Genomic DNA, 13,109 nt, shown 5'->3' on the forward strand with positions numbered 1-13,109 from the left:
GTGAATCCTACCTTGGTCAGAAGTTGGCGCTGCCGCTGACTTCCTCGATCGTGCTTGTCCGCTCGCGATACTCCTTGATGGCGGCGTTTCGGCGCGCGGCATCGATCGGAGTCATGCCGCGCGGGGCAATCAGATCTTCGGGGTTGGCAATCTGCGCGGCGAGATTGTTCTGCGTCGCGCAACCGAAATTGTAGTAATTCTGATTGTTGAAGTCGTTGATCATATCCTTCGGCCACTGGCCGCATTGCGATGTCATCGCCGTCGTGCCGACGAAGGTCAGGCGGATCGGAGCTGCGTCGCCGAAGCTGTTGGCGGCATACGAGCTGTTGACGATCTTTGAGCTGGCAATGCCGCGTGCGGAGAGTTCGGCGCGGACCTGGCCGCGCAGCTGGCGCGCGGCTGCAGAGTTGGGCGATCCCTCCGGTGTCAAGAGGTAGACCGGGCCGGTCGCCCTCGACCCGTAGTTCTGGGCGAAGCCGCGGATCATGTCGCGTTGCGCGGTATTGAGCCGACGATCGGTAGAGGCAATGGGGATATCGACCGATTGCTCGGCTTCGGCAACGACGATCGGGTGACGCTGGCGATAGTCGTCCGGGATGCCCCCGGTCGTCAGGTCGTCTCGTGACGCACAGCCGGAGAGCACCGCTGCGGCCACTGCGGCGACGAACAGCATCGGCTTGGACAAGCGCGCCAGGCGGAGGCCCGTCGGGTGGGAGCTGGTCTTCTTGTGAGCCATCGGCTGCTGATCTCTATGTTGTGCCATTGCTGATCCCGCTTCGCTCATTTGTAGATGAACCCGATTGAGCCGTGGAACTGGGTGTCCGCGATCGGCACTTGCCGGCCGCCGTAGACCTTGTTGACGCGGTTGAGCAGGAACGCCGAGGCGTCGCCCTCAGGACTGAAATTGTCGTCAGGCCGGTTCAGCTGGTTGCGGGCCACCGGACGGACAAGGTAAGGCGTGGCGATGATCACCAGTTCGGTTTCGTCACGTTCCACCGTTCTCTGGCGGAACAGCGTGCCGAGCAGGGGGATCTTGTTCACGCCAGGGGTGCCGTTCGAGGTCTGCAGGACGTTGTCGCGGATCAGGCCGGCAAGCGCGATGGAGCCTCCGGACGGAAGCTCGACGGACGTTTCGGCCGAGCGACGCTGGTAGGTCGGTGTCGAACCGGAGACCGAAGGCGCCGGTTCCGACACGTTCGTCTTGATCTCGAGGCTGATGCGCCCGGAGGAGAGCACGACGGGCTTGAAGGCGAGATTGATGCCGTAGTTGTACGGAACGATCGTGACGTTCCCGTCGTTGTCGGTCGTCGAGTACAGCACCTGACCGCCAGAATTGAATGTCGCCGCCTGGCCGGAAATGGCCGTCAGCGTCGGCTCGGCCAGCGTCTTCACCACCTTCGCCTGTTCGAGCGCACTCAGATAGGTCGATATATCGTACTTGCCGACGGAGCTCTTGAAGAGAGCCGCCAAGCCGCCGCCGATGGTCGCGGCCGCACTACTGGCGTTCGGCGCGCCTAGCTGTGCGACCGTCAGGCCCTTCGAGTTCGACACCAGATTGTCGAAGCCAAGCTGCTTCAGGATCTCGCGACGCACTTCTGCGATCGTGACCTTCAGCGTGACCTGATCCTCGCCCTCGATCTGCAACAGGTTGACGACCTGCGAGGTCTGTCGGCCCTCGGCAAAGAGCGCGACGTCGCCGCCGTTGGAGCTGGCCGTCTCCGTGCGTGTGGTCGCCTCGCCGCCTTTCAGGAAGACCTGCGCCAGGTCCGCAGCCTGGGCGGCATCCTGCGGCGTGCGGACATTGCCGGTCAAAACGATGTTGTCGGAGACGATCTCGACGTTGATGTTGGAATCGGGGATGAAGCGTCGAAGGGTTTTCTGCAACCCTGCGACGTCGCGCTCGATCGCGATGTCGAGGCTGACGATCTGCTGGCCGTCGGCTCCGAAGATGAAGATGTTCGTCTGTCCGACGGTCTTCCCGAAAAGATATATGCGCCGCGACGAGCGGGTGACCGCGTCGGCCATCGAGGGATCGGAGACGAGAATATCATGGGCGTCGACCGGAAGATCGATGACGATCGCCTTCTTCAATCCCAGTTTCAAGCTCCGGTGCGCGCCCGGGCCGGCCTGGGTGATGTTGACCATGCCGTCGGATTCCGCGCGTGCGACGCCAGCGCCGATGGTCCCGTCAAGGAAGCCCGGTGCCATGCCCGTGACGCCGATCGCAAAGGACAGGCAGCCTGCCATCAGGGGCTTCATGCGCCGCTTTGAATTGCCCATTTCCATTTCCTTTACTCGGCCTTCGCAGTGGTGGTGTCGCTGACGATGGAGCCGGACTTGATCACCTGAACGAGGGCGCTGCCGTTGTCGCCGCTGAGCAGGTAGTCAGCCGCGCTGGTATCCTGCTCGCGCGCGTCGGCGACCGAGCGCAACGCCAGCGAAAGGCGGTCTGCCATCTGCTGGGCGACTGCAAGCACCTTCGTCTGGTCGGGGGTTAGTTCCAGCGTCGCCGTCGTGCCGACGACGGCCTTCGATCCGTCGTCCTTTTCCTGGATCTGCTGGTCGATCGCGAGGACACGCACATTGTTGAGCACCGTCTCGGTCAGATACTTGTCGCCGGTCTTGGCCTTGCGGACCATGATGAGGTCGACCCGGTCGTTAGGCAGGATAAAGCCGCCGGCGCCGGTAGAGACCGAGATCTCGGTGGCCACGGCCCGCTTTCCGGATGGAAGGAGCGAGGACAGGATACGGCTGTTGGAGTCGGCGATCTTTTCCGCGCGGATAGGCTCGCCTTCGAAAATCGGAAGGCGGACCACGGCACCCTGCATGTCCTTGACCGCGTCAGGCTTGTCAGTCTCCGTTATGAAACCCTGGACGACGCCGCCCTGCGGCCAAGCCATCCAGTGCACGGCCTTGTCATCGAGCCTGGCGCCCACCGGCAGATTGGCGCTGGAGACGAGCACGTTGACCGAGGCTTCCTTCTCGACCACCGACTTCACCTGGGTGACGACCGTGCCGCGGCCGGCAAGGCTCATCGCCAGCACGCCGGCAAGGCCAGCCGCTACGACAGCCACTCCAAGTATCAAAAGGCGGGCGGGTTTCATCGGTCGTTCCCCGGAGATTCGAGATATTCGATCCGGAGAATGGACTGCAATTGGTGTAATTATAGTTAACGAAAACCTTCCATCTTAGGTTAATGGAAGTTTAACTTGCCTCTATTTCAGGCTCTGCAGCGCAGCCATGAACAACGGACTCGACGGGAAGGCCATGAAGCCGCCGATCGCGATCGCAATACCGTAGGGGATTTTCTTGGCAAGGAGAATGGAGCTGGGGATCGGCAGGCCAATCGCCAGAATTGTGTTCGCCTGCGCGCGTATGATGAGAATGACCAAGGTGGCAGCGCCGCCGATGATGCCGACATAGGCGAGGAACTCGACAAGCGACTGATTGAAGCCGAACCAGAGCGATGCCGCGGTCAGCAGCTTTGCGTCGCCTCCGCCCATCGTGTTCGTGGCGAAAAGCGCGAAGCAGACGAAAAAGACCGCCAAGGCGCCGCCAAGATGGGCACCGATCTCGGGAAGTGGGAGGCCGACAAACGGCGCTAGGGCGAGGAAAGCAAGGATAAGGATGATCGATGTCCGGTTGGGAATCGTCATCGTGAACAGGTCGGAGAATGCCGCGACCGCAAGGCACAACGGAAAGATCACGAAGACGGCTGCTGCGATCATTCTAGTCACCGATTTCAAAATGGCGAAAAGGCCCACTGCGTTAGCACGTGGGCCTATATTGCCGACCAAGTGCGATGTTGCGCCTGGTCATTGAATGTCAAACTTCTTAGTAACCGCTAGCGGTCGTATTAGCAGTGGTCATCTTGGTGCCGAGGGTGGTGAAGACGTTGTTTAGCTGGCTGCCGAGCGTGCTCGCGCCGGCGATCAGTGCTACGGAGATGAGCGCGGCGATCAGGCCGTATTCAATTGCGGTCGCGCCGGATTCGTCCTTGAGAAAACGGCTTACAAGCTTGGTCATGATAACTCCTAACTCCAGTTGATGTTCAGCACGTCCGCCAACTGTTTGCCGTTGATCGGATTGCGCCAAACTAGCGAACCGCTCTTTCCATCAACTTAAAGAATTGGGTTACCGATCTGTAAACGCCATGAAGTGTCTGACGATGGTAAGTATCGGTTTTCGAAACATTGTAAAATTTTAAGTAATTTCCTCCGCCATATCGTAAAAGAGCGTCCCCGATGCTTGATGACAGGTGAAGAACGTTGCCTTGGGTCGAAAGGCCATCGATGTTGATGCTAATATATGGCGAAACGCCTATTCGTTGACGAATCGGCGTGTGATTAAATCTTCGTTCACCATTTTTTCTCATGCTGTCAGCAAGTTCCGTTGAGATCGTGAAAGAGAGCCAATGTCCTCGAGCGGCAAAAGGATATTCCTAGCCGGCATTCTTGCCGCCCTGGGCATTTGCGAGTCCGCGTTTGCCCAGCAGCAGGACATGCTGCGAGTCTATATGGACCAGGCGCGTGTGTTGAAGCTCGACCGGCCGGTGAGCAAGGTCATCGTCGGCAATGCCAAGGTTGCGGATGCGACTGTCGCCGACGCCAAGACGATCGTGCTGACCGGCCGAAGCTTCGGCAGCACCAATCTTGTGCTGCTGGATGCCGACGGCAACGCCATCCTTGACCAGAGTATTCTCGTCTCGATCGACGAGGCTAACACCGTCCGGGTGTTTCGCCAGACCGAGCGCACCGTGCTGTCCTGCACCCCCAACTGCGAGCAGCATAGCGATACCGCGGCCGCGGCCGCCACCGCCCCCTGAAACGCTCGGCGAATCGTCTTCGTTAAACTCTTGATCCGGCATGAAACGGAATATCAACGATCGCGGATTACAAGTGCGTAATCGAAGCTGTGTCGGATAGGCCATGATGGAACCGGATCAAGCAGCGGAAATGGTCGATCAGCGTCGCACGTGGCGTCGGCCGCTTGCCGCTTTCGCACGTTCGCGTGACGGAACAGCCGCAATTGAGTTTGCGCTGCTTGCGATTCCCTATTTCATGGTGGTCTTCGCCATCATCGAGACATTCGTCGCCTTTGCCGGCGAACAACTTGTGTCCAACGCCGTGGACACGATGAGCCGCAAGATACGAACGGGCCAGATTACGCTGGCGAATACCAATCGCACGGCGTTTCGCACGGCATTCTGCAGCGAAATATCCATTCTGATCCGATGCTCCTCGACAGAAGCCGCAACGCCCAGCAAGCTCTACGTCGATGTTCAGAAATTCGCGACGTTCGCGGCCATTCCGACCACCATTCCCAGGGTTTCGACAGCGGCCGATGCCGATATCAAAACGTCGGTTTTCCAGTATGCGCCGGGTGGCGCCGGCACGATCAACATGGTGCGCGCCTATTATCGCTGGCAAGTCATCACGGATCTCATCCGCCCCTACATCACCAATGTCAAACCGGCTGACGGCTCCGCCGCTTATTTCCTGATTGTTGCGACAACGGCGTTCCAGAACGAGCAGTATCCGTGATGGCGCTACGCGACATGCTCGAAAGACTGGAGACACTGTGCCGTCGCTTCATGGGTGACAGGGAAGGCGTTGGCGCAATCGAGTTTGCGATCCTCTTTCCGATCCTCGTGATGCTGTACGTCGGTGCCTTCGAGATCACCATCGGCCTCAGTATCAGCAAGCGCGCGGCCCGCTCGTCCGCCGCGATCGCCGATATTGTGACGCAGCAGCAGACTGTGACCAAAGCCTGGCTCAATGACATGCCGTCCGTAGCAGCCGCCATCTTCGCGCCCTATGGAACGACCGACTTGACGGTCAAGATAACAGGCATTGCCATCGATGGATCGGCAAACCCGACCGTAAAATGGTCGTGGCAACAGGGAAAGCCGGCGCCCTACATAGCCAATTCTGCGGTCACAGTCTCTCCCGATTTGAAGAAGGCCAATTCATTCCTCGTTCGGACGGAGCTGAGCGTGCCTTACAAGCTGTTTCTCTTTGCACCCAATCTGATGCCGAACCAGCGCACGCTGACGATCAGCCGCACCTATTTCTATCGCCAGCGTCAGGGCGACAACGTTCTTTGCAGCGATTGCTGACATCAGGCCCGCCGATCGCGATATTTGCCAATCGGCCTTGCTCGTTATAATCCTTGGATCTTGACGGTCTGCGAGGCAGGCCTCGCTTCTCTCAGGTGCAACATGCCGCGTGCGTTTCTTTTCGTTCTGGATTCCTTTGGCGTCGGCGGCGCGCCGGATGCCGCGACCTATGGAGACGAAGGCGCGGATACGCTCGGGCACATCGCCGAATTCTGCGCTGCCGGCGCTGCCGACCGAGACGGATTGCGTTCCGGACCCCTGCAGCTGCCGAATTTGTCTGCGCTTGGGCTTCTGCACCTCGCAAAGGCCGCGTCCGGCCGGTTTCCCCAGGGGATGCCGGTCCCGGAAAAGCTCTATGCGATATTCGGATCGGCAAGCGAGGTGTCGCGCGGCAAGGACACACCGTCTGGTCACTGGGAGATAGCAGGGACACCCGTGACGTTCGATTGGGGGTATTTCCCGACCGAGGGCGACGCATTCCCGTCCGACCTTGTCGAATCGCTATGCGCTGCGGCAGATGTGCCCGGTATACTCGGCAATTGTCACGCCTCCGGCACGGACATAATCGCCCGCCACGGCGCGGAGCATATTCGGACAGGAAAACCGATCTGCTACACGTCGTCCGACTCGGTCTTCCAGGTTGCCGCGCACGAGACCCACTTCGGCCTCGACAGGCTGATGACATTCTGCAGGATCGCACGCGCCCTGCTCGATCCGTTGAACATCGGCCGTGTGATCGCGCGCCCGTTTGTCGGCGAAACGCCCTCGAGGTTCGAGCGCACCGGAAATCGCCGCGATTTCTCCGTTCCTCCGCCCGAGCCCACGCTGCTCGATCGCCTGGTGAAGGAGGGCCGCTCGGTCCACGCCGTGGGCAAGATCGGCGATATCTTTGCGCACCAGGGTGTATCGCGCGTCATCAAGGCGAACGGCAATCAGGCGCTGATGGATGCCACCCTGCAGGCCATGGATACTGCCGAAGACGGCGATCTGGTTTTCACCAATTTCGTTGATTTCGATATGGTCTATGGACACCGCCGCGATGTGCCGGGCTATGCGGCGGCACTCGAGGCTTTCGATGCACGCCTGCCCGAAGTCGGCGGCAAGCTGAAACCCGGCGATCTCGTTATCCTGACGGCCGATCACGGCTGCGATCCGACATGGCGCGGTACCGATCATACCCGCGAGCGTGTTCCGATCATCGCGTACGGCCCTGGCCTCGGCTCGCGTGACATCGGGATCCGCCGTACCTATGCCGATATCGGCGAAACGATTGCGCGGCACCTGCGTATTCCCACGGGGCCGAATGGGAGAAGCTTTTTATGACGGCGCATTTGAAGAAGGTGGAGCTGCACTGCCACCTGGAAGGTGCAGCATCGCCGGCGCTCACCTTGGCGCAGGCCCGCAAGTACAACATCGACATCGGCGCCTACCTCAGGGACGGCGTCTATGTCTGGCATGATTTTGCAAGCTTCCTGCAATGCTACGACAAGATTTCCGAGGTCTACAAGACCGAGGAAGACTATGCGCTCCTGACGGAAACATATCTCGATGAACTCGCCGGTATCGGGACCATATACAGCGAGCTTATCGTCTCGCCGGACCATGGAAAGCGCATCGGCCTGGGCGCGGACGCGTATATATCGGGTGTCTGCGAAGGCATTCGCCGCGCCAAGGCGGCCAGCGGGATCGAAGCGCGGCTGATCGTCACCGGGGAGCGCCATTTTGGTCCGGAAAGCGTGATCGGCGCAGCGGAGTATGCAGCGAAGGCACAGAACCCGCTTATTACAGGCTTCAACCTTGCCGGCGAGGAGCGGATGGGCCGCGTTGCCGATTACAGCAGGGCCTTTGATATTGCCCGTGATGCCGGCATGGGCCTCACCATTCATGCCGGTGAAGTCTGTGGCGCCTTCAGCGTCGCTGATGCCCTAGACGTCGTTCGCCCGGCACGCATTGGCCATGGCGTCCGCGCCATCGAGGACGCCGACCTGGTGAGGCGCCTTGCCGACCAGGGGACCGTTCTGGAGGTCTGTCCCGGCTCCAACATTGCGCTGAACGTCTTTCCCGATTTCCCGTCCCATCCGCTGCGCCGTCTGAAGGAAGCGGGCGTGCGGGTGACCATCAGTTCGGACGATCCGCCGTTTTTTCATACCTCGCTCCAGCGCGAGTATGAGCTTGCAGCCGGCATCTTTGCTTTCAGCGATGCCGAGATCGACGAGATGACGCGCACCGGCATCGAGGCGGCGTTCGTCGACGAGACCACGCGCCAGGCGCTTCTCGCTCGCATTTAGGCGGCCGAGACTGGGGATCAGCATTGCAAATTGCCCTCTGCTCTTGCGGCGGAGGCGATTTCCATGAAAGAAACATCCGATAAGAACAGCTAAAGAAAGGGCTCGGCCATGGACGGCGTTACGGTCATCGATCATCCGCTTGTGCAGCACAAACTCACCATCATGCGGCGCAAGGAGACATCGACCGGCAGCTTCCGCCGCCTGCTGCGCGAAATCTCCACGCTGCTCTGCTATGAGGTCACGCGCGATCTCGAGCTGACGATGGAAACGATCGAGACGCCGATGCAGACGATGCAGTCGCCGATCCTCGAAGGCAAGAAGCTGGTATTCGCGTCGATCCTGCGTGCCGGCAACGGCCTGCTGGAAGGCATGCTTGATCTGGTGCCGTCGGCACGCGTGTCCCATATCGGCGTCTATCGCGATCACGATACCCTGCAGCCGGTCGAATACTATTTCAAGGCACCGGAAGATATCGCCGAACGTCTGATCATCGTCGTCGACCCGATGCTGGCGACCGGCAATTCGTCGATTGCCGCGATCGAGAAGCTCAAGGAGCGCGGGGCACACAACATTCGCTTCCTTTGCCTGCTGGCGGCGCCCGAGGGCATCAAAAACTTCCGCGAAGCCCATCCCGACGTCCCGGTTTTCACGGCCTCGATCGATAGCCATTTGAACGAAAAGGGCTACATCGTTCCCGGTCTCGGCGATGCAGGTGACCGCATGTACGGCACCAAATAATTCCGACTTTATCAACAGGCAAATGGCCCGGAACGCTATCCCGGGCCTGTTTGCCTGCCTGTATTAGCAACTTGTCAGCAATTTTCGTGTAGCTGCTAGAGACATGGCCTCGCATGATGCGAGGTTTATACAGGAAGGATTTCTGTTTCCATGCTCGTGCGTACCGTCATATTCGCAAGCATCGCCGCGGTGTTTGCCACACAGGTCCCATCCTTCCTGGCAACCGACCGCACCCGGCCCGAGAGTGCCGTTTCCGCCAATTTTGTTTCTGGTTCGATAGACCCTGCGCAAGCGCCCGGCGCGGGTGCCGCCAGCGGGACAATGCGCCTTCGCGCAGATGCCCAGGGACACTACACAGGCGACTTCAAGATCAACGGCAAGACAGTGCAGGGCATGATCGATACCGGCGCGACCTATGTGGCGTTGAACGAAAACCTGGCAAGGCGGCTCGGCTTTAGCGCCAATCAGCTTGATTTTCGCTATGCTGTGAACACGGCGAACGGCCAGACCAAGGCGGCGCATGTGACGCTGGATCGCGTCGAGATCGGAGGCATTCGCGTGCGCAATGTGGAAGCCTTCGTTCTGAAGGACGACGCTCTTTCCTCGACGCTCGTCGGCATGAGCTTCCTGCAGAAGCTCGCCTCCTATTCGGTCGCCGACGGATCCCTCAGCCTGAAGCAGTGAGCATTCAGAGCCGGGCGGAAATCACCGCCGGCAGCAAAGGTTCACTATCCCCAATCAGATAGGCATCGGCGAGCGCCGATGCTGCAGCCTCGGCCGCCGTTTCGTCGGCGGCGTGTACTGTCCCTATCGGGTCACCTCTGTTGACATAGGTGCCGAGCGGCAGAAGATCGGCGAAGCCGACACGGTGATCGATCCTGTCGCTTGGATGGCGGCGCCCGCCGCCGAGGTCTATGACGCCAATGCCGATTTCGCGGGCATCGCAGGCGCGGAGCCAGCCGGATTGCGATGCCAGAACGGGCCGGATGTGCGGCGCTCTCACCAGATAGGCGTCCGGCCGCTCCAGCAGGTCGGACGGTCCGCCGAGCATATGCACCATGCGGGCGAAGACGTCTGCGGCCTTGCCAGAGGACAACGCCTCGGCGGCCCTGTCCTTGCCCTCGTCAGGCGAGGCAACGATGCCGGAACTCGCCAGCATTTCGGCGGCAAAGGCAAGCACGACCGTCTCCAGCCGCGTCCCTTTCTTTCGCCCTGCCAGAAAATCGAGGCAGTTCCTGATCTCGACCACATTGCCGGCGGCGTCTGCCAGCGGCTGGTTCATGTCGGTAATCAGCGCCGATGTCTTGACGCCTGCGCCGTTGGCCACGTCGACAAGCGATCGTGCCAGGGCCTCGGCGCCGCTTCGCTCGGACATGAAGGCACCGTTGCCGACCTTGACGTCGAGCACCAGCGTCTGAAGACCGGCCGCAAGCTTCTTCGAAAGGATGGATGCGGTGATCAGCGGAATGGAATCGACCGTTGCCGTCACATCGCGCACTGCATAGAGCTTGCCGTCGGCGGGGGCCAGCGCGCCCGTCTGGCCGATGATGGCGCAGCCCACTTCCCTGACCGTCTTGCGAAACAGCGTCGCGTCAGGCGTGATTGCGTAGCCGGGAATGGATTCCAGCTTGTCCAGCGTACCGCCCGTATGTCCAAGGCCGCGTCCGGAGATCATCGGCACGGCAAGGCCACAGGCAACGGCGATCGGGGCGAGCATCAGAGAGACGTTGTCGCCAACACCGCCGGTCGAGTGCTTGTCGGCTATCGGCCGGTCGATATCGGCCCAGCCCAGGATATCGCCCGAGCGTGCCATCGCCGATGTGAGGGCGACAGTCTCGTCGCGCGTCATTCCCTTGAACCAGACCGCCATGGCGAAGGCACCGATCTGGCCCTCGGAGAGCCTGCCGGCGGCAAGGGAAGATATGAAGGCTTGGATATCGTCCGCGGAAAGCGTTTCTCCATCCCGCTTCCGGCGGATGATTTCCTGCGGGATCATCCTAGTAGCTCGTGGCTGCCGCGGGCGCCGACGGCGTACCGCCGAGAACCGCCAGAATATCGTCGAGCACGCCCGAGGCGCCGAAACGGAAGGTCGACGGCATCGGCCAGTCCGGCGCCATGATCGTTTCGGCAAGGCTCAGATAGAGCGTGGCGTCGGCGACCGATCCGATCCCGCCGGCCGGTTTGAAGCCAACCTTTCTGCCGCTGTGTCGGATCGCGCGCAGCATGATGTCGGCGGCCTCCAGCGTCGCATTGACAGCGACCTTGCCTGTTGAGGTCTTGATAAAATCCGCTCCGGCCTCGATTGCGAGCTCCGAGGCACGGCGGATAAGTGCCGCGTCCTTGATCTCGCCGGTTTCCAGAATAACCTTGAGGAGCACAGTCCCCTTGCATTCGGCGCGCACCGCCGCGACCATGTCGGTCACAGCCTTGCCGCTTCCCGCCATGAACTTGCGGTAGGGAATGACGAGATCGATTTCGTCGGCGCCGTCGGCAATCGCCTCGCGGGTTTCCGCCGCAACGTCCGCGACCTCCATGTCGCCGGACGGGAAGTTGACGACGGTGGCAATACGCACGGGGTGCCCGCTGCCGAGGACGGCGCGGGCATGTGCGACGAAGCGCGGCCAGATGCAGATGGCGGCCGTATTGCCGTAGGGCGTCTGCGCGCGGGCGCACAAGCTCTCGATTTGTGCCTCGGTGCAGTCGTCCTTGAGGTTGGTGAGATCAAGGAGTGACAGCGCGACCGCCGCGGTCTCCTTGAGAGAGTGATTGGTCATTGTCTGTTTCCTCCGGCCGCGATCATCTCTTTCAAGACGGCGGCGAGACGGGCGCCGCCGATGGGCGCCATGTCCTTGGTTTCCTCGTGGCTCAGCTCTGCGCCGGTCATTCCGGCCCCATAGTTGGTGATAACCGAGGCCGCTGCAACCCTGAGGCCGAGCATTCGCGCGATGATGACCTCGGGCACTGTCGACATGCCGACGGCATCCGCGCCGAGAATGCGCGCCATGCGGATTTCGGCGGGCGTCTCGAAGCTCGGACCCGAGAACCACATGTAGACGCCCTGCGAAAGCGGAACCTCGACCCTTTCGGCTGCCGCGCGCATGTCCTCCGCCAAAGCTGCATCGTAGGCATTCGTAAGGCCGACGAAGCGGCGATCGCTTTCCTCGCCGATCAGCGGGTTCATGCCGGAATAGTTGATATGGTCCGCGATCTGCATCACCGACCCCGGGGCGAGATCCTCGCGCAGGGAGCCTGCCGAATTGGTGAGAATCAGTGCTTCCACCCCCAGGCCCTTCAGCACCTCGATCGGCAGGCGCATCGCGCTCGCGTCGCCTTTTTCGTAGAAATGGACGCGGCCGGACAGCATGATGACGGGGACATCGCCAAGGCGACCGGCAACGACTTCGCCCGCATGGCCCGACACCGCGCTCACGGGAAAGCCCGGCAGATCGCGGTAGGCAATCCGAACAGGATCGGTCAGCTGGCTGACGAGGGAGCCGAGCCCGGAACCGAGGACGATGCCGTAGCGCGGCGCAAGCCCGCCGAGTTTGCCGGCAAGCAGATCGAGAGCGGCTTTCATCCGAGTTCCGTCTCGAAGCTGAAAGGAAGAAGCTCGTCCATGGTCATCGTCTTCTGCACGCCGGCTTCGTCGCAGAGATAGATTTTCGTGTCCTTGGACGCAAACTCCGAGATCTTCTGGCGGCAACCGCCGCAAGGCGGGCAGAGCGGCAGCTTCTCTGCGATGACGGCCATTTCGACGATCTTTTTGGCGCCTCCCATGATCATCGCGCTGATCGCCGTCGGTTCGGCGCACCAGCCCTGCGGGAAGGAGAGGTTCTCGATGTTCGCGCCGGTATAGACCTTGCCATCCTCGGCGCGGATGGCCGCGCCGACGGGGAATTTGGAGTAGGGAGCATGGGCAAAGGCCATGGCGCCGCGTGCGGCTTCGAAAAGGTCGTGGGACATGC

16 protein-coding genes are annotated in these 13,109 nt (G+C 61.0%); 7 read left to right on the forward strand and 9 right to left on the reverse strand.

Going from position 1 to position 13,109, the window contains the following annotated elements; genetic code table 11:
- Positions 1 to 16 precede the first annotated feature (16 nt).
- From ASC97_RS04075 to ASC97_RS04095, 5 genes are all read right to left on the reverse strand, one after another.
- Positions 17 to 763, reverse strand: a complete 747-nt coding sequence (locus tag ASC97_RS04075) for a CpaD family pilus assembly protein (RefSeq protein WP_057467094.1) — start codon at positions 761 to 763, stop codon at positions 17 to 19.
- A gap of 17 nt (positions 764 to 780) precedes the next feature.
- Complete coding sequence (locus ASC97_RS04080; protein WP_057467095.1) at positions 781 to 2,280, reverse strand: type II and III secretion system protein family protein; 1,500 nt, start codon at positions 2,278 to 2,280, stop codon at positions 781 to 783.
- Positions 2,281 to 2,291: 11 nt separating this feature from the next.
- Positions 2,292 to 3,104 (reverse strand): Flp pilus assembly protein CpaB, encoded by an 813-nt coding sequence (gene cpaB / locus ASC97_RS04085; RefSeq protein WP_057467096.1) that lies wholly within the window; start codon positions 3,102 to 3,104, stop codon positions 2,292 to 2,294.
- A 111-nt stretch (positions 3,105 to 3,215) separates the two neighbouring features.
- Positions 3,216 to 3,728 carry an A24 family peptidase gene (locus ASC97_RS04090; RefSeq protein WP_057467097.1) on the reverse strand — a complete coding sequence of 171 codons (513 nt, stop codon included), beginning with the start codon at positions 3,726 to 3,728 and terminating at the stop codon, positions 3,216 to 3,218.
- Between the two features lie 106 nt (positions 3,729 to 3,834).
- Positions 3,835 to 4,026, reverse strand: a complete 192-nt coding sequence (locus tag ASC97_RS04095) for a Flp family type IVb pilin (protein ID WP_057467098.1) — start codon at positions 4,024 to 4,026, stop codon at positions 3,835 to 3,837.
- Between the two features lie 388 nt (positions 4,027 to 4,414).
- Here ASC97_RS04095 and ASC97_RS04100 point away from each other — a divergent pair, with 388 nt between their 5' ends.
- From ASC97_RS04100 to ASC97_RS04130, 7 genes are all read left to right on the forward strand, one after another.
- On the forward strand, positions 4,415 to 4,825 hold the full coding sequence (locus ASC97_RS04100) for a pilus assembly protein N-terminal domain-containing protein (RefSeq protein WP_057467099.1): 411 nt from the start codon (positions 4,415 to 4,417) through the stop codon (positions 4,823 to 4,825).
- A gap of 130 nt (positions 4,826 to 4,955) precedes the next feature.
- Complete coding sequence (locus ASC97_RS04105; protein ID WP_057467160.1) at positions 4,956 to 5,543, forward strand: TadE/TadG family type IV pilus assembly protein; 588 nt, start codon at positions 4,956 to 4,958, stop codon at positions 5,541 to 5,543.
- Positions 5,543 to 6,118, forward strand: coding sequence for a TadE/TadG family type IV pilus assembly protein (locus ASC97_RS04110; RefSeq protein WP_057467100.1), 576 nt, complete (start codon positions 5,543 to 5,545; stop codon positions 6,116 to 6,118). Before ASC97_RS04105 ends, ASC97_RS04110 begins: the two co-directional genes overlap by 1 nt.
- A 102-nt stretch (positions 6,119 to 6,220) precedes the next feature.
- Positions 6,221 to 7,441: a phosphopentomutase gene (locus ASC97_RS04115; protein WP_057467101.1), complete on the forward strand. Its 1,221-nt coding sequence runs from the start codon at positions 6,221 to 6,223 to the stop codon at positions 7,439 to 7,441.
- Positions 7,438 to 8,406 carry an adenosine deaminase gene (locus tag ASC97_RS04120; RefSeq protein ID WP_057467102.1) on the forward strand — a complete coding sequence of 323 codons (969 nt, stop codon included), beginning with the start codon at positions 7,438 to 7,440 and terminating at the stop codon, positions 8,404 to 8,406. Before ASC97_RS04115 ends, ASC97_RS04120 begins: the two co-directional genes overlap by 4 nt.
- Before the next feature lie 108 nt (positions 8,407 to 8,514).
- On the forward strand, positions 8,515 to 9,144 hold the full coding sequence (gene upp, locus ASC97_RS04125; RefSeq protein WP_057467103.1) for a uracil phosphoribosyltransferase: 630 nt from the start codon (positions 8,515 to 8,517) through the stop codon (positions 9,142 to 9,144).
- Between the two features lie 150 nt (positions 9,145 to 9,294).
- Positions 9,295 to 9,828, forward strand: coding sequence for a TIGR02281 family clan AA aspartic protease (locus ASC97_RS04130; protein WP_057467104.1), 534 nt, complete (start codon positions 9,295 to 9,297; stop codon positions 9,826 to 9,828).
- A 4-nt stretch (positions 9,829 to 9,832) separates the two neighbouring features.
- Here the strand turns inward: ASC97_RS04130 and deoA are convergent, their stop codons facing one another.
- The 4 genes from deoA to ASC97_RS04150 are packed head-to-tail and all read right to left on the reverse strand — an operon-like array spanning position 9,833 to position 13,107.
- Positions 9,833 to 11,140: a thymidine phosphorylase gene (gene deoA, locus ASC97_RS04135; RefSeq protein ID WP_057467105.1), complete on the reverse strand. Its 1,308-nt coding sequence runs from the start codon at positions 11,138 to 11,140 to the stop codon at positions 9,833 to 9,835.
- Between the two features lies 1 nt (position 11,141).
- Positions 11,142 to 11,918 (reverse strand): deoxyribose-phosphate aldolase, encoded by a 777-nt coding sequence (gene deoC, locus ASC97_RS04140; RefSeq protein ID WP_057467106.1) that lies wholly within the window; start codon positions 11,916 to 11,918, stop codon positions 11,142 to 11,144.
- Positions 11,915 to 12,721 (reverse strand): purine-nucleoside phosphorylase, encoded by an 807-nt coding sequence (locus ASC97_RS04145; RefSeq protein ID WP_057467107.1) that lies wholly within the window; start codon positions 12,719 to 12,721, stop codon positions 11,915 to 11,917. Before ASC97_RS04145 ends, deoC begins: the two co-directional genes overlap by 4 nt.
- Positions 12,718 to 13,107, reverse strand: coding sequence for a cytidine deaminase (locus ASC97_RS04150; protein ID WP_057467108.1), 390 nt, complete (start codon positions 13,105 to 13,107; stop codon positions 12,718 to 12,720). Before ASC97_RS04150 ends, ASC97_RS04145 begins: the two co-directional genes overlap by 4 nt.
- Between the last annotated feature and the right edge of the window lie 2 nt (positions 13,108 to 13,109).

Source organism: Rhizobium sp. Root1203, assembly GCF_001424945.1.
Taxonomy (GTDB): domain Bacteria; phylum Pseudomonadota; class Alphaproteobacteria; order Rhizobiales; family Rhizobiaceae; genus Rhizobium.

Coding starts and splice junctions, on each gene's coding strand:
- ASC97_RS04090 (WP_057467097.1), bottom strand. CDS start 3,728: ATGATCGCAGCAGCCGTCTTCGTGATCTTTCCGTTGTGCCTTGCGGTC.
- ASC97_RS04115 (WP_057467101.1), top strand. CDS start 6,221: ATGCCGCGTGCGTTTCTTTTCGTTCTGGATTCCTTTGGCGTCGGCGGC.
- upp (WP_057467103.1), top strand. CDS start 8,515: ATGGACGGCGTTACGGTCATCGATCATCCGCTTGTGCAGCACAAACTC.
- ASC97_RS04100 (WP_057467099.1), top strand. CDS start 4,415: ATGTCCTCGAGCGGCAAAAGGATATTCCTAGCCGGCATTCTTGCCGCC.
- ASC97_RS04095 (WP_057467098.1), bottom strand. CDS start 4,026: ATGACCAAGCTTGTAAGCCGTTTTCTCAAGGACGAATCCGGCGCGACC.
- ASC97_RS04120 (WP_057467102.1), top strand. CDS start 7,438: ATGACGGCGCATTTGAAGAAGGTGGAGCTGCACTGCCACCTGGAAGGT.
- ASC97_RS04150 (WP_057467108.1), bottom strand. CDS start 13,107: ATGTCCCACGACCTTTTCGAAGCCGCACGCGGCGCCATGGCCTTTGCC.
- deoC (WP_057467106.1), bottom strand. CDS start 11,918: ATGACCAATCACTCTCTCAAGGAGACCGCGGCGGTCGCGCTGTCACTC.
- ASC97_RS04080 (WP_057467095.1), bottom strand. CDS start 2,280: ATGGGCAATTCAAAGCGGCGCATGAAGCCCCTGATGGCAGGCTGCCTG.
- ASC97_RS04145 (WP_057467107.1), bottom strand. CDS start 12,721: ATGAAAGCCGCTCTCGATCTGCTTGCCGGCAAACTCGGCGGGCTTGCG.
- cpaB (WP_057467096.1), bottom strand. CDS start 3,104: ATGAAACCCGCCCGCCTTTTGATACTTGGAGTGGCTGTCGTAGCGGCT.
- deoA (WP_057467105.1), bottom strand. CDS start 11,140: ATGATCCCGCAGGAAATCATCCGCCGGAAGCGGGATGGAGAAACGCTT.
- ASC97_RS04075 (WP_057467094.1), bottom strand. CDS start 763: ATGGCACAACATAGAGATCAGCAGCCGATGGCTCACAAGAAGACCAGC.
- ASC97_RS04130 (WP_057467104.1), top strand. CDS start 9,295: ATGCTCGTGCGTACCGTCATATTCGCAAGCATCGCCGCGGTGTTTGCC.
- ASC97_RS04105 (WP_057467160.1), top strand. CDS start 4,956: ATGGTCGATCAGCGTCGCACGTGGCGTCGGCCGCTTGCCGCTTTCGCA.
- ASC97_RS04110 (WP_057467100.1), top strand. CDS start 5,543: ATGGCGCTACGCGACATGCTCGAAAGACTGGAGACACTGTGCCGTCGC.